Here is a 21,763-nt window from a genome sequence, read left to right on the forward strand (position 1 = left end):
CACAATGCAGTTGGCTAGAAACTTAGTTTTGTTTATCGTTATTATGGCTCTAAGTAGTGCCTGTCGTAAGGATTTCCTCAACAAGAAACCCAATACTTCGACTATTATTCCTGAAACGCTTAACGACTTTGACCTATTGCTAAATGAGGTTGGAATAGCATTCTGCAATTTTCCAGAAATGGGCGCACTTTCCAGTGATGATTATTATATAAAAGATATGATATATAATTCCTTACCATTCACAAGGACGAGGAATTGCTATCTCTGGGCTACCGACATCTATGAAGGAGACACCCAAATTTCAGATTGGAACTACCCTTTCAAGCAAATTTTTTATTGTAATACCATTATCGAAGGCATAAAGAAAATAACTGTCACTAATAACAATCAGGCACAATGGCATAGATTGCTAGGAAGTGCATATTGTCTTAGGGCATATGCGTTTCACAACCTTGCAACCATCTTTTGCACTGTATATGATAGCAGCACCTCTAGAAAAACACTTGGCTTACCACTTCGTATATCTTCAGATGTTAATGAAAATGTAATCCGTGCGAATTTACAAGACACTTATGAACTGATTATTTCTGATCTAGATGCCGCAGAAGTTAACCTTACAACGCCTTTTGATCTTACTCAACCCAATAGGCCCGGTATAGAAACCCTCTATGCATTGGCAGCAAGAGTATATTTATATATTGGCGATTACTCAAAAGCGATGAAGTACTCAAAGGCATGTCTCGATTTGAAATCGGAATTAATGAACTATTCTATCTTTGATACAACGGTATTAAAACCATTCCCAGTTATTCCAGGAGGTCATAATCCAGAAGTTTTATATTTTGATAAGTATGCCTACAACAGTTGGTTTCAAATACTGAGTACTGGTTTGTTGGTAGATACGGCTCTATATCAATCCTATAATGACGCTGATTGTAGGAAAAGACTCTACTTTAGAAATGTAGGCGGTACAGACTATGGCCCTAAAGGAGGATATATTGGATTGGCGAATTTCTTTACGGGATTATCAATGTCGGAAGTATATTTATGCTATGCTGAATCTGCGGCCAGATTACAGCAGTTTGACATTGCTAAAGAAGCAATTACAAAACTAATGATTTCAAGGTGGAAACGGGATTTAATAAGCGGCAGAAGCCTATATGTATTTCCTGTTATAAATAGTAGCAACGACTTACTAACCTATATTCTTGCAGAAAGAAGAAAGGAACTTGTATTTAGAGGCACAAGATTCAGCGATCTTAAACGGCTTAACCGTGACGGTGCTAATATTACACTTTACAGAATAATTAACGGTATTACTTATACACTTCCTCCAAATGCGCTCAAATATGCTATGCCTATTCCGCCAGATGAAATAAACCTTTCAGGAATACCACAAAATGAAAGGTGATAGCAGAAAATAATTCTGCCATCACCTTAATAGTAAGTTATTAAAGATATGAGAAATAGCCACTACATGGTACATAAACACCGTTATTATTCTTTATCCAACGACAAACTGCGCCAGGTGCAGTCACACAAGTGTAGGTAAGACCATACGTACCACTAATTAAATACTTATTAGGATCAGTCTGACCCGTTGGATCAGCTGTGTATCCAGGTATTGGTTGGCTACATAATTGATCATCCGAGTATCTAAAGGCAAAGGCGCCGGCAACCATAAGCGCAGCAAGGAACAGCTTAATCTTGAGTTTGTTCATGGATTAAGATTTTTACGGTTAAGAAATAAGAAAGCAAAAAATATGAATTGAAAAAGGATTTTATTAGGTTATAGTTTCTCTCTACAAGCCAAGACTTGATGTTATGTGACAGTAAAGTATTTCCAAGGTATTAACACCAAATGTCAATGTATTCCTCCGGCTTATAATTTATTCGGGAGGCTGACAAAATGAAGGATGAAAGTTGGTTAAATATTTCTGTATACTATATTTAAGTTAAGAGACCTTAAAGACTCATATATATCCCTGTACACGGCACATATAGACCATCTGCATTTTTGATCCATCGGCATATTGAGCTCGATGTTGATATACATGCATAAGTAATCCCAAATGTTCCATTTATTAAATACATATTGGGGTATTTTTGGCCAGTCGGATCGATCGTGTATCCAGGAACTGGTTGGCTACACAATTGGTCATCATTATATTTGAAAGCCAATAAGCTAGCAATCACGATTGCTGCACAAAAAAGTTTGATCTTAAGATACTTCACTGAAATAGGATTTTACCGTTAGTTGATAAGATTATAAGAAAGCTTATCACTAAGTAAAAGTACCTTCAAGACAATAGATTCCCTGATACAAGCCAAAGCTTGATTTTTACAAAGCCTGAAGGGGCAGCCAGAAAATGCTAAGAAACAAGAATTATATGCTTCAGATAGCATCACTTGATCAAAATTCTAACCATTGGCTTTGTCGATTTTGAGACCGCCCATTACTTCAATAACTATTCAATCAAATTTTTGTAAATGCACCACTACAAGGAACATAAACACCATAAAAATTCTTTACCCATCGACAAACATTAGTAGGTGCAGCAAGGCACGTATATGTTAAACCATATACCCCACCTGGTGGATCGACAAGATAGAGGTAGCGAAGCCCTATATTTATGTTTGTCACATCAATAGAATATCCTGGAACTGGTTGGGCACACCAATCATCATCTGTAAATCTAAATGCGAAAGCACCAACGCTGGCAAGAATAATTGCAGCAATAAAGAACTTAGACTTAATACTTTTCATGGTAAATGTTTATTTCTTAATAATATAAAATCAAGAAAGAATAATACCATGGAAACGTACCTTCAAGACAAAAGGATTCCTTGCACAAGCATTACTGCTTGCCCGACTTACAGCCCCATCAGTATTGTTATCAGCTAAACATGAACGGTTAGCCTGTCCTCCTTTGAGGACCAATACATCCGGATTTCCATAAATAAATTGATTTTTTCTAGTGGATATGTCACTGTCACCCCTACGGCTATACTTTTTTAGAAAAACATGGAGTACAACTAAACAAAAGAATGAAAGGAGTGTTATAGACTCAGGCGATACTCACCTTGTTAGTTCTATAATGAAGGATGATTGCAATGAAGCCAAGAAGAGATAAGGTAAGATTGAACCAAAAATGTTGTGGCCAATCCAGGGTAGCGATTAAGCCACCGCAACTGCAAGGAACTTTAAACATACTTCTTCCAAACCAAATAATTCCAACATACACCGTGAACGTACACATTAATAGCGTACTGCCCCATAATCCAATTTTTCTGGTTCTGCTAAGGAATACAAGTACACATAAACTTAATTCCAGACAAGGTATGAACCACGACATAAAACCAGCGTACCTCGTGTCAAACGGCTGATTAAACATCTGTCTGTAAGTTTGCTCGTGGTTAAGTAGTTTAGTAAGTCCTGCATAGAAAAAAACCAAAACGTACAAAAAGATGATCGATTCAATCAATACGCGATTTAACTTCATTGTGATGCCTAATAATAAAAGTGAATTGAAAAGTGCTTGCTCGAACGTCAATGACCTGACCAGTGAGTATTATTCGATTTACTATACTTGATCCCAGTTTGTCAATAAAAGATTTCGGTTTACGGTTGATACACGATGAATTAATAAATCACGACAAAAAAATAAAATGTCACTGTATTTAATATCAGGTATAGGATACATGCCAATCTTGTTTATGCATTCTTTCAATTAGTAAGCTACGCGCTTCGAGATTAACTTACGTATAATGCGTACTTGTCGGATTTAGCCTTTTTTGAATTTTTCGTGTTATTTCACAACTTTTTTACTTTCACTATCTTACCGGATTTACATCTGCTTAACAAATCCTAACAAATTCAGATTAACTCCCGCTTAGGGTATGCTTCCATTTTTAGTTGCTTAACTAATTTTATCAATTTGAAAATAAAATTATCATGTAGAGTCCGCTTAATCCATATTGGATCAATGTTCTGGCACTATATTTTACAAAGCGCCTTACATACTCCTACAGGCAGTTTCACCCTTCCCCTCTCATTGTACCCTCCATAATATTATAGCCATTCCTGCTACGGATATTCGCCACCGTTATCCCCCGCAATCAGATCTTCTTAATAAATTTGAAAAATCATCGGTACCCACCTTGGGTGATTCCTCTTATTTATTTATTGGCTGGAACTATTTTTTTTGTAGAAAAAATTGTAGCTTACAGTATAAAGGTTATCGTATCAGATTGAAGGGAATCAACCGTATATTCTCGGAACACTAATAAAATTAAGAGGGCAAAGGATTAACACCTTGAAATGGAGGCCCGTATGAACAATGCCCTGTTAAAATGCACCGCCCCTTGAATACCATATTCAAATATACTCATCATCATAAATGTGCTATAATGCACCTATCAGCTTCAAAAGCTGGACTACCAGATTGGATCTTTTTCACCACCGGAGCAAACCTCTGTTCAGGAAGTGTGCAAGTCAAAAAACTTAAAAACGTCGCATTTTAAAATGGACAAAAACACTGCAAATTTACGAGGCTTAATTATCAGGAAATATCTGCACCAGCTAGATACTGCAGATGCGATTCGCCTTCATAATGCAATTGAAGAATCCTACACTGTACGAAAAATGGATTCCGCATTTAAAGAATTCATCCTGACTAAAAAAACAAAAAGAAGAATCCCCTACGATCAGATGGATCATCTTTTTGTTGAATACCTGGACCAAAAACAAAAAGAAACCAAGGCCCAGGTTACCCGTATTGGCGTAGCCGCTACCATTGCTATTGTTGTCGCCTGTACTACCATAGGCGTCATGCAAAACCGAAAAACAAGCGTCAGCAAAACGCTGGCCAAAAACGCTATCGTCATCACCGACGTTAATGGCAACCAGTTCGCCTTTAGAGGTGATACCACCCTGCAAGTCAAAGACGGCAACTATGTTATCAGTAACAATACCCTCAACCTGACTACTACCCCACTCGCCTGCCTTAAAAGTATCAAAGTACCCAATCAGCTGACCTTTAATGTGGTGTTGCCTGATGGTTCCTCTGTACAAATGAACTCCGGCAGCGAAATCACCTTAAATGAAAACTTTACCAAACTACGCACAGTAGAATATAACGGTGAAGGCTACTTTAAAATCGCCCAAAACGATAAAGCCCCTTTCCATGTAACCTGCCGAAACGCAGCAATACAAGTATTAGGTACCTCCTTCAATGTTAATACCTACCACGCTAATCCAGTAGTCTCCCTGATCACAGGCGCCATCAGAGTGAATAGCAGTAACGATACGCATACACTCCAACCTGGTACCCAATCAGTTATTCTCCCGGATGGTAAACAATTACTGCAGGAATCCGACAGCGAAGACGTCATCTCCTGGACCAATGGCATCGTCAAATTCCAGAATGCACCGCTATCCGAAATCATAGAACAAGTAACCAATTGGTACGACTATGACCTCCAAATCGCTGATAACGCAAAAAACCTTAAATTAACCACCTCCGTAAATAAGAATAATTCACTTATTTCGTTTATTAGTAGTCTCAAAAATACCCAACAGCTGGATTACACGCAGGAGGGTAATACCATTAAGATCTATAAGAAGTAAAACTATTCGATAATGTCCACAGGACTCACTGAAGAAGCTAAGTTCGTACTGCAATTAAAAGCAGGCAACCAACGCGCATGGGAAACATTTTATATCTCATTCCGTGACAACCTCATCCTCGATATCTATGACCGCGAACCAGGCGAAACTTCCGCCAAAATCCAGTCATTCTTTATCAGGTTCCTCACACAAGAGCAATATAAAGAACTCTCACATGAGTCACTGACAGGCATTAAAGAAGAAATTAAGGCACTTCTACTCCATTATATCCAACAGGATACTATAGCAGGTACCACCAGCTGATTCTCCATCGACAATCAGCTATTATCTTCTATAAAAAATAACGCTTAAAGGAATTATTTAAGGGAATTTCGGCCACCAGACCGGAAGCCTTTAGCTATCTTTTACTGCAATCAGTACTATGCTCCATAGACTGAAACGGTTGGCTGTTCACTACAAAAAAGAAAAAAGGCAGGACTAAAAAGACCTGCCCGAAGCTCTATACTCATCATTTCATTCACATGGGATCCGTTGTGATCTTCATAGTTAGGGCCAAAGAACCCAAACTAAATAACCTGTCTAGCTTTAGTTGTAGTTCATTAGCTAATTGAACTACAGGTAAGCAATGTGGTTAAAGAGTACGGGAATGACTTGCATTCGAACACGCACATTTATGACTTAATTAAATTGTTTCTATCCTGTCTGTCGGAAAGCATCCTAAAATACCTCCCTACAATAAGAGTACACGGCTCAGAAAAAAACGGGTAATGTCTCTGCACTTTTTTTTTAAAAAAATTTTCTTACTGCCTCCCTACCCTTTCCTACTGCAATAAAATAACAGCGTGTATATAGAGTACACGGCTAAAAACAAAAAGGGTAACGTAAAGACTAAATATTTTTGAAGAAGTAGACGTAAATCACTAAGACAGTGATAATGAGGCAGATAATGATGTAGAACCAGTGTAGGAAACGGTTTCTTTTCTCGGCTTTAATGGCTTTTGTGATTTCATTCCACCCCTTGATACGCGATTCAGGGGAGAAAAATCCGATATTTTCATTCAAGGCATCAATTTGTTGGATATCTTCCCAAAGCTTGGCTACTTCAGGTTCAGTATTTATGCGGTGTTCTAATGCGCGATCTTCCTCCTCCGTTAAGAAGCCAGATATTTTCAGTAAAAGTAGTTCCTTTAAGTTCTCTCTGTCAAGATTAGAATTCATCATTGATTAGGATTCATCATTCGCAAGATGATGTTTTATGAACTTTACTGCCTTCTTTAAAGAGAATTTTACTGTATTGATGTTCATTTGGAAAGCTACAGCAATCTGGTCATACCTGTTTTTCTCGAGATGGGCCATATAAATTGTACGTAACTTCTCGGGAAGTTGCTCTACTGCGTTGTCAAATTTTGCGTGAAATTCTGTTGCAAAGTGTGGTATGTTGCGGGACCGCTCTAATTCAGCATATTCTTTAAGGTAGTGGTGTTCCGTTTTTTTATCTCTTAAATAATTCTGTGCACGCTGTTTGCACATCATCAGCAACAGCGCCGTGATAGAATTACTGTCCTTATAATATTCTTTGGTAAATAGTTCAATGAAAACATTCTGAACAACATCATGTGCTTCTTCCTGGTTCTCAATAATAGACACCACGATATTTAAGCACATTCGGTAGTACGTCGTGTATAATTCTTTATACACCGCTTCCAGGTCGTGCCCGGCTTTAAGCGCTGAAAGTATTTCGCTATCGGTAGATGGCACTATATTTTCCTTTGTATGTTAAGCAATTTAAAATAAAATCTTTAGCCGGCAAGCGATTAAAGCTATTTTTTGTGGATTTTTTCTTCGTACACCTGGATGCAGCCCACATCCAGGTGTACGAAACGCTGCAGCCTTACTTCACTTCCTCAATATCTCCTGGCTTCCAGCTACCATTAAATGCAGCTTCTTCGGGGCCGTATACACGTATATACGCAAACCAACCCTTTCCTGGTATTGTTTTGATCCATTGTTTTTCCTTACCCACAGGTGCCTGTGGCCCGAAATACAAGTCCACAGCAGGATCCTTCGCTTTATCTTTCAACTCAAACATAGAACGCAAAGCGGCATAACCCTGGTCCGTTTTGATCTGGCTTCGCGTTACTGCATCATAGATCGTTACGGACCAGAACAACTGTGCAGGCACTGGCTGCGGCATCGTAAGCTTATACGTTTTACCACCATCTACATACTCACCTGACTTATCACGCATACCTAACCAATACAACGATCCCGAACCAGCCTTCCTTCTGAACATAGCCGGAGAAGCACCAATAGCCTGATAAAACCAGACTTCCCTTGCATCCTGGTCTACATAAGAAGGAGCATCAAAATTTCCGTTTTCTGGCCGCAGGCCTACCCATTCCCACTGACGGTCTTTCCATACTACTTTATCCGGCCGTCTGTCTGCAAAAGATTGTACCCGCATCTGCGCATTACCAATCTTTGCGGCCTTCTCCAATATCCCTTTCATACGTGCGTCAGGGTTAAAAGGCTGTCCCTTGATAATACCTAATACAGCCAGGTCGCCGTAGTTATTACGATAACCTTCATACACCGGCTCGCGGTCTATTACTTTTTTCAGCGCCTCCCAATATTTGAAGGTGGTTTCATATTCCAGTGGCGTCGTATTTTGAGGCTTGCCTGTCATATCCATGAACTGTACGGACTTTGCAGCTGCCGGATTATTCAGCTGATAGAATTTCACCGTTTTAATTTTTTCCATCGCCGCGGGTACATCTCCACCCACGGGTAAAGAACGAATGCCCACCGTAAGGTTATTACTGGAAGATTTCCAGACATAATAACCCGATGGGATATTGCCCTTATAATCTGGCGGCAATATCAAATGCTTACCTCCTTTCCCTGCATCCGGGCCAGGAATACCCATATCGGCCACCCAGCGTTGGTTGACATCCATCGCCACAACAATCAATGGTCCTGGCGGGATCTCAATAACAAAAGGACCCACCGCCAGATCCACCAGCAACGGCCCATAAGGCGTGTCGGAATTTAGTGTGAAACCTACCTGTTCAGGCTTAGTATCTAATGTTCCCGAAACGATATTAGGCTTAATCCCCAACACCAGATTGCCCTGCAGAATCGCATCTCCCGAAACGGTCGGATAAAAAAATTTGTAGGCTTGCACCGCACGCATCAGATCCGCGTCATCATAAGCCTTTGTGATCGTGGCATCAGTAGGAAATCCTCCCTCAAACTGATATCCCTCGGCAGTAGGCATGTCCGTACTATCAGCCTTGCCACTTTTCGTAGGGGCAGCATTGTTACAAGCCGCCATAATAAATAAGGGAAGTAAAGGCAGAATGGTCTTCTTCATAGCAATACTTTAAAAGTTGATAAAACTTTTGAGGATGCTAATATTGCTATGCAAAGTGGAGATTGGCCGCTAAGGGGCCGTTACAGTGATTAACAAGCTCGTGTTCTGATTTGTTTTATCCCCTGCTATCTATCACAATTATTATTTGCAGATGATTGTCTTTATCTTCCCTTATCTAAAAATTAATACCATGCGTATTTTCAAAGTCTTGCTACTTAACCTGATCCTTATGACGGTAACGATATTTACTGGCCTGACAGTAACGGCACAACAACAGCAACCCTATTTTCGTATAGCAGAGATCGTAGTAGATGCCCCTCAACTGGAGGCCTATCACACCGCATTGAAAGAACAGATGACTGATGCCATCAAGCTGGAACCCGGCGTATTAGCCTATTCTGCACTCGCCGATAAATCTAACCCTACCCATATCACCATTTTTGAAACATATGCCAGTGTAACCGCTTATGAAAATCATATCCAAACAGCACATTTCAAAAAATACAAAGCTACCGTAGCAGGAATGGTAAAATCCCTGACACTTAGGGATATGGTGCCCATTGGCATTATGACTAAATGATTTGGTTTGAATAATTAACTTTTTGGTTTGATTCCTGTTAGGAAATAGACCTGGGCCTTGCCTAATTTTGTCATCATTAAACAGCTAATCATGGACACCAATCAGCTATTTCCTAAGGGCGACAAAGCGCCCGCCAATTATTTCACAGGCGATGTTTCCGTCAACATTCTTGTGCCCAAAGATGAAACTGGCACCTTTGCCATCGGTGATGTACAGTTTGAGCCAGGCTGCCGTACCAACTGGCACACGCATCCTGCAGGACAAATACTCCTGGTGACAGCAGGCAAAGGCTACTACCAGGAAAAAGGTCAGGCCGCAAGAACTATTCAAAAAGGAGATGTGGTGGTGATTCCGAATGGCGTAGTACACTGGCATGGCGCCGCCGCCGATAGTCCACTCACTCATATCGCGATAACCAATTTTAAAGACGGTGTTAATGCCGCCTGGCTGGAACCTGTTAGTGAGGAGGAGTATACCGCACTATCCTAAGTATAGGCGTTTAGGTTATACAAAACATCTTAGCCAATGGCAATGCTATTGGCTTTTTTATATCCTACAAAAACTGCTGCTGTATCAATTCCATAAACGCAGGCCTGAATTTTTCGCTCAATGGGATCACCTGGCCATGAATATGTACCTGGTTATCCTGGATTTTCTCTATAAAGGTGGTGTTGACAATATAAGAATTATGGATTCTTACAAACGGCGCTTGTAACTGTGCTGCGATGTCTTTCAATCGTTTGTATACCAGCAGCTCTCCTTTTGTGGTCACGATCTTAACGTATTCTCTGGTGCCTTCGATATAACATAGCTCCGATAGGCGAAGCTGCTGTATCGTTTTGCCGGACTTCACAAAAAAAGAATCGTTGTGATCAATTGGAGCTACGGCTTTAGGTTGCTGTTTATCCGCGTAGTAATTGTCCACCTTTTGTTTTGCCTGAAGGAAACGCTTCAGCGTAATAGGTTTCAGCAGGTAATCCAGTGTTTCGAAGTTATAGCTCACTGCGGCATATTCCGTATAGGCGGTGGTGAAAATTATTTTCATGCCTGGAGGCAACAGCGCTGCTAGTTCCATACCATCGAGGCGTGGCATGTTGATATCGAGGAAGATGATATCCGGTTGATGTACTTTCAAGGCTGCCAGGGCTTCCAGGGCATTGTAGCATTTGTCTAACAGCTGCCAGTCGGTAGCGTGTTGTATATGCAGCTCTAAAAGATTGACCGCATTGGGCTCATCATCTACGATTATACATTTCAGGTTCATACGGGAATGGATAAATAGGAAGTGAACGATTCGTCTCCGCGATGTGTTTCCAGGATAAAGTCATTACCATATAGCAAGGCTAAACGTTTCCGTAGGTTTTCTATACCGGAGCCTCGACCATTGGCACTTTCGCCGTTCCCACTGAATTGATTATTGGTGGTATGGAATTCCAGGCGGTTATTTTCCTGTTGCAACTGTAAGGTAATTTTGTTGTTGGTACTGGTTTTATCGATACCGTGTTTAAAGAGATTTTCTACAAACGTCATGAGTAACATGGGCGGCAGACAACAATCAGATTCCGTCTTTTGTAAAAACTGCAGATCGATGGTATGACGGATACGGATTAATTCCAGTGCTATATAGTTTTCCAGGAAGCTGATTTCAGCGGAAAGCATTACTTTATCTTTTGGACTTTCATCTACAAAATAGCGCATGGTTTCTGAAAGACGCTCTATGAGATTAGCGGTACGCGGGGATTCCAGGTAAGCTTCATAGTAAATATTATTCAGCGTATTAAAAAGGAAATGTGGTTGTACCTGTGATTTAAGTAGGTTCAGTTCTGTTTGGGTATTTTGCAGCATTAAGGCAGCAGCTGTACGTTTCAGCGTGAAATAGTCCAGCACGATACGTCCAAAAATGCTGACCATAAACAGTAGCGGCATACCGGCCAGGTATCGAATGATGGTTTTGCCAGTCATGGGCATAGGCTCTTTTGCAAACCAGGTATTGTAGGTCCAGTCGAGCGCATAGGCTCTTCCTAAACCTGTAATGATCAGGAATGCCAGTACCGCAATGGCATACCAGAGGTATTGCTTCTTTTTATATAACAAAGGATATAAGACGCTTATATTCCCATAGATCACCAGGGCGTAGATAGTAGTGTTGGCAGCGGCAAAGAAGGCTGCTTGAGCAAGGCCATCTTCCGGTAACATGGTAAACATCAGCATAACAAAAACAACCAGCCAGCAAAGCCATTGTAATCGGGTGATGGTGGTGATATCCTTCAATAAATGCATGCTCCAAATTACAAAGGATTTCTTTCCGATTACTTACAATATTATTTTTTCAACGATTGCCGGTATTTCTTCAATCATCACCGCTTTTTCTTCAACGCTGGGCATCTCCCCAGATTATTGAAAATCAGCTAACAACCATTGAATTCATTTTTTTAATTTTTTAGAGAGATGAATTTTTGCAGCATTAATATTTCAGTATGCAACAGTTCATCACCTATATCCAACGTTATCAAAGACGCCTCTATGCAAGGCGATTCTTTTTATTCATCACTACAGTTTTGCTTTTATGGTTTACCAGGACGCTGGCGCAGGACACCATCAGCCCTGCCCACCGCCCTCTTAATACCGGGTTCCTCAAGCCCGGCCTGCGTCAGTACCTGGTATACTATGAAGTAAAAGGCATGGAAAAACAGCTCTGGATGAGTCTTTGGAATCGCGATATCCGCAAAACGGTCATCGACAACAAACAAGTTTTCACTACCCAGCAATACTGGTTTAATGATGACAGTACCAAGTTCCACGAGAGTTATAGTGTCAATAGTGTAGCCAACTTCTCTCCACTCTACCATCAACAGCGTGTAGGCGACGACGTTAAAGCTTATATATGGTCTGCCACCAGTATAAAAGGCGATACCGCAGCTAGTAATAAGGCGAAAGATTTTTCGTTAACTTTTGATGGTCCTAACTATAACTGGAACCTGGACCTGGAGACTTTCGAAATGCTGCCGCTGGCCGCGGGTAAAACTTTTGTGATTCGCTTTTATGATGCCGGCCTGGAACCACCTGCATATGTTACCTATCGCGTAATTGGTACAGAAATGCTGCAAACACTGGATAACCGCAGCGTCGACTGCTGGAAGCTTTACACAGAGGGTAGCAGCAAGCGTGGAAATTACAGTCAAACATTTTGGATCAGCCGCAAAAATCATGAATGTCTGAAAGAAGAAGATACCATCGGTGATCGCATGCATCGGTACAAAGTGAAGCTCCCCGCCTTAGCCCCCATTCTTCATAAAAAATAACCGGTCATCTTGCTAAAAAACTATTTACGAAAATCTTCGTAGCAACTACGAAGATTTTCGTATTTTGCATATATACACTAAAAAATCAATTTACATGAAACGATTATTCATCCTGATTACCCTGTTGTTCAGCGCCTGGTATACCATGGCGCAATTACCGTTCAACGCCGCCACCAAACAGTCTGTGGTAAAGCGTTTACAAGATTCACTACAGGCAAATTACATCTGTCTGGACACCGCCCGCCGTATGAGCGATTACATCGGGGAGCGGTTGCAATCCGGTGCTTATAATAAGATTAATACGCCGATGGAGTTCGCGCAAATATTGACGACCGATTTGTATCATATTTATCAGGACGGGCATCTCGCTATTAAATATGATCCGAGAGTAGAAGCTCCGCAAGATACCAGTGCAGCGATGCCTCCAATAGAAGTTATCCCTGACGATAGTTACCGTAACTGGGGATTTAAGAAGGTGGAAATATTGTATGGCAATGTAGGTTACATTATGCTGAACCAGTTCGCCGATACTACAGCGGAAGGTTTGGCTACTGTGCGTGCTGTATTCAATGTATTAAGACATACCGATGCGATTATCCTGGATTTACGTAATAACGGCGGTGGTGCTCCTGAAATGGTGCAATACATCTGTAGTTTCTTTCTTCCTCCCAATACGCATTTGAATGATCTGTATGACCGCAGGAATAAACATACAGAACATTATTACACATCGCTGACAGATACCAGCCATCATTTTCTGAATGTGCCTTTATATATATTGACCAGCCAGCGTACCTATTCAGCTGCGGAAGAATGTAGTTATAATCTCCAGAGTCAAAAGCGTGCAACGATTGTAGGCGGTACTACCGGTGGTGGGGCACATCTCGTAGATGGGTTCAGGTTAGGCGACGGTTTCATTGGAAACATTCCATTCGCGAGTGCCATCAATGCGGTAACGCATACCAGCTGGGAACATATCGGTGTGCAACCGGATATCAAAGTCGCTGAACAGACAGCACTTCAGACAGCCGTGATAGATTATCTCGACAAAAAAATCCAGGAGCCGCAGGCAGGGCAGCTCAAAAAGAGCAGACAATGGGCAAGAGATATGGCAGCAGCGCAGTTGCATCCACCTAAAACAGATGCCAATGTATTGAAGCAATATGCAGGCTTATATGGCAATCGTCAGGTGAAGTTTGAAAATGGCCAGTTATATATTACCAACCAGGGAGGTGTATTTATGCCACTCATCCCCGTTAGCGATAAAGTTTTCCGCATCGATGGTTTCGACTATATAAAGATCATCTTCTCCGATGACATCAAAACTGTCACCATGGCCTACGACGAAGGCTTTATGAATATACTGAAAAGAAAATCATAGCAATGCCGGATGTAACCCTTTACAGGTAAGTTACATCCGGTTACTCTTGTTAACTCCAATTATATTTTTTTAGGGAGATGATCATTTTTTCTTCTTAAAGAAAAAATTTAAGTCCTGATTTTTGATGTTTGATATCCTAACTAACAATACAGTCCTTCAAATTATCTTTAAAACACATCTAAAAATAGTTTATGTGGAAAAATGATAGTTACCACATGCATCGGAGAAATGATTTTTTAATTAATTTCGATTCTATCAATGTTGTCTATGGTAAAAATTATTGTTCACACTAAACCTCAAATAGCCTGCAATAACATGTTGTGAAATACCCTCAAAAGATCAGATCGGTGTTAGCTATTTTCTCGTCGTTCCATCTTCTTTAAGCATCGCTATTCAATTACCGGAATCTATCCTTATGATGTGGTATATCTCTGATTTACTTATGACTGCGGCCATATAACAGTATCGTTGTTATGCGGTGATTAACTTCTTATCCTTTTTTTGGTACGCCTGACTACTGTCGGGCAGGTATTTTATTGCCTTATCATACTGCTGATTATTCTTTTATTCCATAAATGAAATACGCTTATGAACACACTCACACAAGAACAAAAAGACAAGCATGCAGCTGTAAATTCACGTCTGGGACTGGCGTCTGATGCTCATCTCACGCTTAGCAAACAAATTAAGAGCGTACAACAGAGCAAGCAAAACCTGGTTTTTTCTTCAGATCCGTTAGAGTCAGACTTCCCTCCTATTCATGTCAGTGTGGGTTCTATTGCAGAATTCAAAAAACTGGTGGGTGTTGCTGATGGTGAAGACGACAGCCATATCGACTATCCTGGTCCTATGTCTGAAGGCCAACGATCTGTCATGAGTACAGTGAGGTCCAAAGCGGAACTACTTACAAAAATGGATGAGCAGTTATATGACAGAATGCGCAAAGCTGCACATGCATTTGTAATGGGCGACTCACGTAAAGTGCAGGAATATGTACCGCTAATTAATTCGCTGATGTTCCCTGGCAGGATTGCAGTGTTTACAGGCGAAGACCTGGATATCCCTGCTGGTGCTACTGTTACCATTAAAGGCGAAGATCCTGTTGTATTCAATTTCCAGGAAATCACAGAAGGTAAGGATGCGGAGATTCTCATTACTACCATGACCTCATTGTATACACAATACTTCACACAACTATAACCCCTAACAGCTACTTCTTATTGCGGAGGAGTAGCTGATCTAATTTTTTTTGATGACAACTTTCAGATACGTAGGCGAGCCGTATGACAGGGCAGCCGACAGCGGCTATTATGGCAATCCTGGAATGCCAGGAGAGTCAGGCCAGCAGGCCGATACAACAAATATCTTCGGCAATGAATACTGTTTACGCGCACCTACTGATGGTAGTGCTGGCGGGGTTGGAGGTACAGGCTCTAATGGCGCGCCTGGTATTAAAGGACGCCCTGCACCTTCAGGAAATCCAGACCTCGGTATAGTAAGAGGCACCATTACCATTGAAGTAGGTGGCGGCAGAGGACAAGATGGAGGCAGAGGCGGTGATGGCGGGGAAGGTGGCATTGGTGGATATGCCGGAGGCAATCCTTGGATTTCACGCAATGGTGGACCCTTTCAGTGTCCCTGCCCAAACGCCAAAGAAGGTCCACAGGGGGTTGGCGGTAAGGGAGGAAATGGCGGTAATAGTGGCGATGGTGGTGATGGATCTACTATTGTAGCATACTACGACAGCATAATCGAAGGAGAAATCATTTCCATAACAGTTGATGGCGACCCTGGTATGCCAGGTGATGGTGGTCAAGGTGGAAAAAGCAGCAGTTCTAATTATGGTCCGGGAGCAAAAGGCCTGCCGGGGCGTCCTGGCTCAGCATCCAAAGTAATTGTACGCCAGAGGTAATCATCCTGATAATAGTGTATTCATCACCGTTAGAAAGCTGCAAATGATAGTATCATTTTATTTTCCAGCCTTATCACACGGCAGTACTGGCAAAATATTATAACACAACATTTGACATTTCTGAAAAAAACCTATTAGTATGACAACTTTTCGATTCATTGGAGAACCATACTCCTCTCCTGCAAACCCTGGCGGAGTGGGTAGTACCGGCGGTACCGGGGCAAAAGGTAATGATGGTGCCTGGGGTATTAGCGATTGCAGTTTTGTTTGCACCAGTAAACCAGGAAATGGACAGACGGGTGGTACTGGCACTACAGGTACTATGGGCGGCGGCGGACTCAAAGGCCGACCTACTCCTCCCGGAAATATTGATCTTGGAGTTGTGAATGGAACCATTACCATAGAAGCCGGTGGTGGGCAAGGCCAAAATGGTGGCAAAGGCGGGAAAGGCGGTACTGGTGGAAATGGCGGACAACCAGGAAATAATCCTCCAATTGTGATTGGTAGTATTACCATTCCATCTCCATGCGCAAACGGTGTGGCAGGCGCACAAGGTCCTGGCGGTAAAGGTGGTAATGGCGGAAGAGCCGGTGATGGTGGCGATGGCGGCACTATTATGGCATTCTATGATTCCATTGTGAGTGGCGAAGTGAAAAGTGTTACTTTTTTTGGTGATCCCGGGACTCCTGGCAGCGGTGGTGATGGCGGCAGCAGCAGTAATAGTAATCTTGGCCCCGGAAATCAAGGTAGTCCTGGTAATCCCGGTTCTGCGTCTACCATCATTGTACGTCCAAAATAATAGGGCCATACATCGTTAACGACTATACGATTTTTTTTAAACAAACACCGTTCAATGTCTAGTTTCTTATTTACGGGCGAACCCTGGCTACGCGCAGCCTGGGAAGGAGAAATGGGTGATAGTGGAAGTCCAGGTAGGGATGGAGACCCTGGCCAAACAGCGCAGTTCTTATTTAGAAACATGTGTATTGCCCTTCCTGGTGATGGTGAGCAAGGCGGCAATGGCCATGACGGCTATAACGGTGATGCAGGTATGAAGGGCAGACCTGCTCCTCCAGGCACGTTGGACCTGGGGATAATAGAAGGCCAGATTACCATTGAAGTAGGTGGTGGTCAAGGTCAAACGGGAGGAAAAGGCGGCCTTGGCGGGGCTGGAGGATCAGGTGGCAGAGCGGGATATAACCCTATATATGAAGGCCCAGGCATATATCCACCTCCTCAACCTTGTCCGTCAGGCCAGGCAGGCCCTATGGGTTGGGGTGGCAAAGGAGGCAACGGCGGCAATGCAGGCGATGGTGGCGATGGCGGCACTGTTACCGTCTATTATAAATCTATTAAGTCAGGAAACATTGATTCCAAAACATTCTTTGGAAACCCTGGAATACCGGGTGCTGCCGGATTTGGAGGCTACAGCACTACTGGCAACCGCGGAAATGGCAGGCCAGGATTTCAAGGTAGCCTTGGATCTGCATCCAATGTTATCATCCGGCAGGTTCCCTAGCTACAACAGTAAAAAAGTATATCCTTCAGTACATCATTTCTACGTATAACCGTAAACGTTATAATATGACATCTTTCTTGATCACAGGCGCTCCATATCCCAACAAGGCGCTTAATGGAGGCAATGGGCGTTCCGGTGAAAAAGGCCAAACAGGACACCGTGGAATGTCTGGTTATAATTCTCTCTCACATAGCTTTTTTTGCCTCACCATGCCTTCAGACGGGGGTATTGGCGGCACTGGCACCAATGGCTTGCCAGGGGGTGCAGGCATTAAAGGTAACCCTGCTCCTCCTACTACTTTGAATCTGGGTATTGTCAAATTTCATATAACAATAAGCGTAGGCGGTGGCCCAGGCCAGAATGGAGGAGCTGGCGGCAATGGTGGAGCAGGAGGCCCGGGAGGCGATCCTGGTGGACCAGATCCACACGGCTGCTGTCCAAAGGCGAGGCCAGGTAACCAGGGACGAGGAGGTGCTGGTGGCAGCGGTGGTAATAGCGGAGGAGGTGGAGATGGCGCAACTGTTTTTGCAAACTATACCAAATTCGAAGGTAATGGTTCTATTAGTCCTTCTACATTCAAAGGTTTACCCGGAATTCCGGGTAGTGGCGGCATTGGCGGTAATATCTCTGGCGACAATGGTCCTAAAGGAGCAGCAGGTTCTTTGGGGACAGCTTCCAATGTTATTGTTCGTCAGCGGGGTTAAGCTACAATAATACCAGGACTATCCTCAGCATCTTTATACATAGCATAACTACAGGATAAAAGCGCATATTATTCATCGTATCATTTTTACGTATAACCTTAAACGTTATAACATGACATCTTTTTTAATCACAGGAGATCCATATCCTAACAATGCTCCTAACGGCGGCAATGGAAGTACCGGTGTTAAAGGCAATCAGGGCAATCCTGGCAAAAGCGATTATAATGATAGCAACTGTAGTTACTACTGTGTTACGCCGCCAGGCAATGGCGGGACCGGAGGGAATGGAACCGACGGCATCGCAGGTAGTGCTGGGGCCAAAGGCAAGCCGGCCCCTCCTACTACCTTAAATCTGGGTATTGTGACAGATAATGTGAGTATACGTGCAGGTGGAGGTCCAGGTCAGAATTCAGGTAATGGTGGCGTTGGTGGCATGGGTGGACCGGGCGGGGAACCGGGCACTCCAGATAGTAATAATGCTTGCACCAAAGCAAGTCGCGGTAGTCAGGGACGTGGTGGCAGAGGAGGTAACGGCGGCAACAGTGGTGGTGGCGGCGACGGCACAACTGTCATCGCCAACTACAAACAATTAAATAATGGAAGCTCAATCACGCCAAGCACTTTCCGGGGCTTACCTGGAAGATCTGGCGCTGGTGGCTCAGCTGGAGGCAATGCCGGCAATAGCGGCTATAATGGCTATAATGGAGCAACAGGGCCGTTTGGTAGCGATTCTGTTATTAATATTCGTCAGGTACCATAAAATATTGCCAGGCACCGGAATTATACCATGCACATTTTGGGCTCCCCAGGAAACCCTGGTGGATTTGGATCTCCGGCCCCCGGCACAGCATCAAAAGTAGTAGTAAGGTAAGAATAGGCATACGGATACACTGACATCATATCAGCGTATAACCATTACTGTTATAATCATACTAACAAATATTAGTAAGGACTCCTAAACTTTATCAATATGAGCATATTAATTATTGGCGCACCTTATTCATATCCTGCCAAAGCAGGCGTAAAGGGAAATGTAGGTACAAAAGGCACCAGAGGCAATGATGGCGTCTCTGGTTACAACGATACAAACTGTACGAATTTCTGTAAGACGCCTCCCACCAATGGTTCTATTGGAAACAACGGCAATACCGGCTATAACGGCGATAGCGGCGGCAAAGGCAACCCTATGCCCAGCGCTGATATAAACCTCGGAGTAGTCACCGGCCTCACAGAAATTGACGGCGGTGGTGGCACTGGCCAGGATGGTGGTAAAGGTGGAGAAGGTGGCAATGGTGGTCCGGGTGGCGATCCAGGAAACAAAGACCCCAAAGGAGAATGTCCCAGTGCCAGCACAGGCCCACAGGGACGTGGTGGCCAAGGTGGCAACGGTGGCCGCGCAGGTGATGGCGGCAATGGTAGTACGATCACCGCATGGTATACAGAACTTAGACCTGGTGGTAATGTCATCGCCAGAACGTTCTACGGATCGCCCGGAAACCCTGGCGCTGCCGGAAGTCCAGGCAGTGGCACCAGCAATCTTGGCCCCGGAAATCCTGGTGGCCCCGGAAATCCTGGCTCTGCCTCCAATATCATCGTGCGTCAAAAATAATTACAACAATCAACTAGCATCTACTAAAAATATAATCGTACAGCCAGTCCGGTGATTGGCAAAAAACGCCGTACTGGTTTTTCATCTTCCAGAATAACTATTTCCATCATCTGTCTGGAAAACAACAGGAGCTTGATTCTCCGGACATAAACGATTGCCCCATGGAATCTACGAACAATACGCTCGCTGCAGCCGAAGCAGCGACCTTGCTTACCATTCCTCCGTTTCGCCTGGAAATCATCGCAGGACAGGCAAACATCAACGGATTGATGACGGACGGCCCTTCGCTGCCATTAGGCTATGAGCTGATTACTACTTTCGCCAGTGATAAGGCTCCCAGCAGTGAAATGCCTGTAGTACCCTCACAAGGATATCTGGTCAAAATGACTGTTGGTACTGTGGAGGTAGATGTAGTAACCCTGGGCGTTACCTGGCTGAATTATTTCCTGTATCAATATGATGGACTTTGGACCATGGGCAATCTTCCCTCAGATATTGCCAACAACGCTTCAACAGATGCCAAAATACTCGCCCTATATGCAAAAGCTTACCAGTACATTCGTAAACCATTATGGAAAGCTGTTTCTCAACGCACCGCTCCTGTTCGGCCACTTATTATCTGCGGCCACGGCCTGGGCGCTCCGTTAGCACAAATTGCAGCGCTGGACCTGCGTGTAGGCCATCAGGGACCTAACGACGATGGTGGCAAACCACAATTTGCACCTACTACAGTAACGCCTTGCTACACTTTCTCCAATGCCGGTTATGCCAGCACTGCTTTCAAAAACTATTTCGACGATACACTAAAGAAATTAAATATTGAAGTTATTGCCAGAAGAGCAGGAACCGCTGGTAACAATGTGGACCAATGGCCCGACTCCCCTGCCAATCTGGTTGTACCTGGACAAGTCGTGGGTTTTGACACCCCCTTGATTAATGCAGCTGATGATCCATGGTGGGAACGTGCTACCACCTATTATACTACCGCGTTGGGTGGTCAGCCACTCCCCAATGACCCGGAACCAATCAAGTTACCGGACAATCCTGATTTCTCCCGCGACTTTGCCTTTGCGGCCACACAAATGTGCATGATGGCCTACCACAAAGGGCAGCATCCTGATAGTGGCTACAAGGACCCTTCCTTGAGCTATAACTTCGAGAAAAGCCTTACAAGTGACGGTGGTACCTGGGCATATATCTTTACCAATAACACCAATAACTCCGTAGTAGTAGTTTTCCGTGGCACCATTAACTACACCGAGTTCAATACATACGCGGCCTGTTCTGTATCCGTTACTCCACCCTGGTATACACAAAATTCACCTAAGGTACATATGGGCGCATACACGATTTACGCCAATATGAAGGATACACTAAAAACAACCTTACAGTCGTATAGTAACCGAGACCTCTATTTCACAGGACATAGCTTCGGAGGCGCCATTGCCAATATTGCGGCATCTGATTATGCAATAAGCTCAATCCGTAATGTGAAAGCAGTTTACACTTTTGGGAGCATCATGGGAGGAGATTATACGTTTGCCCAGAAATTTGATCAGGTACTCGGATCAAAAAGCTTTCAGGTAAAAAGGCCTAAAGACCGTATTCCTACAGGCTTTTATGAAATAGGTTACGAACCATTCAATACCGGTATCGTAATGCAGGGAGAAGTTGTAGCAGAAGAACCAGACTATCATTGTCTGCTCAACTACAAAAAACTACTGGATACTTCTAACCCTTGATCCAGGCCTGCC

At 43.2% G+C, this 21,763-nt stretch carries 23 protein-coding genes; 15 read left to right on the forward strand and 8 right to left on the reverse strand.

Annotated features, from left to right (window positions below):
- The first annotated feature begins 4 nt into the window (after positions 1–4).
- Complete coding sequence (locus tag ACE38W_RS13945) at positions 5–1,411, forward strand: RagB/SusD family nutrient uptake outer membrane protein (RefSeq protein WP_375831755.1); 1,407 nt, start codon at positions 5–7, stop codon at positions 1,409–1,411.
- A 40-nt stretch (positions 1,412–1,451) separates the two neighbouring features.
- On the opposite strand, the gene ACE38W_RS13950 is transcribed toward ACE38W_RS13945, so the two are convergent.
- The 3 genes from ACE38W_RS13950 to ACE38W_RS13960 form a co-directional block, all read right to left on the reverse strand.
- Positions 1,452–1,721: a hypothetical protein gene (locus tag ACE38W_RS13950; protein ID WP_375831756.1), complete on the reverse strand. Its 270-nt coding sequence runs from the start codon at positions 1,719–1,721 to the stop codon at positions 1,452–1,454.
- Between the two features lie 755 nt (positions 1,722–2,476).
- Positions 2,477–2,767: a hypothetical protein gene (locus tag ACE38W_RS13955; protein WP_375831758.1), complete on the reverse strand. Its 291-nt coding sequence runs from the start codon at positions 2,765–2,767 to the stop codon at positions 2,477–2,479.
- A 301-nt stretch (positions 2,768–3,068) separates the two neighbouring features.
- The gene (locus ACE38W_RS13960) at positions 3,069–3,503 is read right to left on the reverse strand and encodes a MauE/DoxX family redox-associated membrane protein (RefSeq protein WP_375831759.1); all 435 of its coding nucleotides are present in this window, start codon (positions 3,501–3,503) and stop codon (positions 3,069–3,071) included.
- A 1,022-nt stretch (positions 3,504–4,525) separates the two neighbouring features.
- Here ACE38W_RS13960 and ACE38W_RS13965 point away from each other — a divergent pair.
- Both ACE38W_RS13965 and ACE38W_RS13970 read left to right on the forward strand, forming a co-directional pair.
- Positions 4,526–5,629, forward strand: a complete 1,104-nt coding sequence (locus ACE38W_RS13965) for a FecR family protein (RefSeq protein ID WP_375831761.1) — start codon at positions 4,526–4,528, stop codon at positions 5,627–5,629.
- Positions 5,630–5,641: 12 nt separating this feature from the next.
- Entirely contained in the window at positions 5,642–5,932 is a 291-nt protein-coding gene (locus ACE38W_RS13970; RefSeq protein ID WP_375831763.1) for a hypothetical protein, read from the forward strand.
- A 585-nt stretch (positions 5,933–6,517) separates the two neighbouring features.
- Here ACE38W_RS13970 and ACE38W_RS13975 read toward each other — a convergent pair.
- From ACE38W_RS13975 to ACE38W_RS13985, 3 genes are all read right to left on the reverse strand, one after another.
- Entirely contained in the window at positions 6,518–6,850 is a 333-nt protein-coding gene (locus ACE38W_RS13975) for a hypothetical protein (protein WP_375831765.1), read from the reverse strand.
- A 3-nt stretch (positions 6,851–6,853) separates the two neighbouring features.
- Positions 6,854–7,387 carry an RNA polymerase sigma factor gene (locus ACE38W_RS13980; protein WP_375831767.1) on the reverse strand — a complete coding sequence of 178 codons (534 nt, stop codon included), beginning with the start codon at positions 7,385–7,387 and terminating at the stop codon, positions 6,854–6,856.
- Between the two features lie 133 nt (positions 7,388–7,520).
- Entirely contained in the window at positions 7,521–9,002 is a 1,482-nt protein-coding gene (locus ACE38W_RS13985; RefSeq protein ID WP_375831769.1) for a DUF1254 domain-containing protein, read from the reverse strand.
- Positions 9,003–9,192: 190 nt separating this feature from the next.
- Between ACE38W_RS13985 and ACE38W_RS13990 the strand changes: the two genes are divergently transcribed.
- Both ACE38W_RS13990 and ACE38W_RS13995 read left to right on the forward strand, forming a co-directional pair.
- On the forward strand, positions 9,193–9,582 hold the full coding sequence (locus ACE38W_RS13990) for a putative quinol monooxygenase (protein WP_375831771.1): 390 nt from the start codon (positions 9,193–9,195) through the stop codon (positions 9,580–9,582).
- Between the two features lie 90 nt (positions 9,583–9,672).
- The gene (locus tag ACE38W_RS13995; protein ID WP_375831773.1) at positions 9,673–10,071 is read left to right on the forward strand and encodes a cupin domain-containing protein; all 399 of its coding nucleotides are present in this window, start codon (positions 9,673–9,675) and stop codon (positions 10,069–10,071) included.
- Between the two features lie 64 nt (positions 10,072–10,135).
- On the opposite strand, the gene ACE38W_RS14000 is transcribed toward ACE38W_RS13995, so the two are convergent.
- Together ACE38W_RS14000 and ACE38W_RS14005 are read right to left on the reverse strand one after the other, a co-directional pair.
- Complete coding sequence (locus ACE38W_RS14000; protein ID WP_375831774.1) at positions 10,136–10,846, reverse strand: LytR/AlgR family response regulator transcription factor; 711 nt, start codon at positions 10,844–10,846, stop codon at positions 10,136–10,138.
- Entirely contained in the window at positions 10,843–11,862 is a 1,020-nt protein-coding gene (locus ACE38W_RS14005) for a sensor histidine kinase (protein WP_375831776.1), read from the reverse strand. The genes ACE38W_RS14000 and ACE38W_RS14005 overlap by 4 nt, the downstream gene beginning before the upstream one ends.
- Before the next feature lie 197 nt (positions 11,863–12,059).
- On the opposite strand from ACE38W_RS14005, the gene ACE38W_RS14010 reads away from it, so the two are divergent.
- From ACE38W_RS14010 to ACE38W_RS14055, 10 genes are all read left to right on the forward strand, one after another.
- A complete protein-coding gene (locus tag ACE38W_RS14010) occupies positions 12,060–12,884 on the forward strand; it encodes a hypothetical protein (protein ID WP_375831778.1) in 825 nt (274 codons plus the stop codon).
- A 94-nt stretch (positions 12,885–12,978) separates the two neighbouring features.
- Positions 12,979–14,265: a S41 family peptidase gene (locus tag ACE38W_RS14015; RefSeq protein WP_375831780.1), complete on the forward strand. Its 1,287-nt coding sequence runs from the start codon at positions 12,979–12,981 to the stop codon at positions 14,263–14,265.
- 588 nt (positions 14,266–14,853) lie between these two features.
- The gene (locus tag ACE38W_RS14020) at positions 14,854–15,465 is read left to right on the forward strand and encodes a hypothetical protein (RefSeq protein ID WP_375831782.1); all 612 of its coding nucleotides are present in this window, start codon (positions 14,854–14,856) and stop codon (positions 15,463–15,465) included.
- Positions 15,466–15,517: 52 nt separating this feature from the next.
- Positions 15,518–16,177, forward strand: a complete 660-nt coding sequence (locus ACE38W_RS14025) for a hypothetical protein (RefSeq protein WP_375831783.1) — start codon at positions 15,518–15,520, stop codon at positions 16,175–16,177.
- Positions 16,178–16,316: 139 nt separating this feature from the next.
- A complete protein-coding gene (locus ACE38W_RS14030) occupies positions 16,317–16,976 on the forward strand; it encodes a hypothetical protein (protein WP_375831785.1) in 660 nt (219 codons plus the stop codon).
- Between the two features lie 54 nt (positions 16,977–17,030).
- Positions 17,031–17,696 (forward strand): hypothetical protein, encoded by a 666-nt coding sequence (locus ACE38W_RS14035; protein WP_375831786.1) that lies wholly within the window; start codon positions 17,031–17,033, stop codon positions 17,694–17,696.
- Between the two features lie 65 nt (positions 17,697–17,761).
- On the forward strand, positions 17,762–18,400 hold the full coding sequence (locus tag ACE38W_RS14040) for a hypothetical protein (RefSeq protein WP_375831787.1): 639 nt from the start codon (positions 17,762–17,764) through the stop codon (positions 18,398–18,400).
- Positions 18,401–18,512: 112 nt separating this feature from the next.
- Positions 18,513–19,160 (forward strand): hypothetical protein, encoded by a 648-nt coding sequence (locus tag ACE38W_RS14045; protein WP_375831789.1) that lies wholly within the window; start codon positions 18,513–18,515, stop codon positions 19,158–19,160.
- A gap of 210 nt (positions 19,161–19,370) precedes the next feature.
- Positions 19,371–20,009 carry a hypothetical protein gene (locus ACE38W_RS14050; protein ID WP_375831790.1) on the forward strand — a complete coding sequence of 213 codons (639 nt, stop codon included), beginning with the start codon at positions 19,371–19,373 and terminating at the stop codon, positions 20,007–20,009.
- A gap of 161 nt (positions 20,010–20,170) precedes the next feature.
- Complete coding sequence (locus ACE38W_RS14055) at positions 20,171–21,751, forward strand: hypothetical protein (RefSeq protein WP_375831791.1); 1,581 nt, start codon at positions 20,171–20,173, stop codon at positions 21,749–21,751.
- Positions 21,752–21,763: the final 12 nt, after the last annotated feature.

Origin of the sequence: Chitinophaga sp. Hz27, assembly GCF_042263525.1 — a bacterium.
GTDB lineage: Bacteria > Bacteroidota > Bacteroidia > Chitinophagales > Chitinophagaceae > Chitinophaga.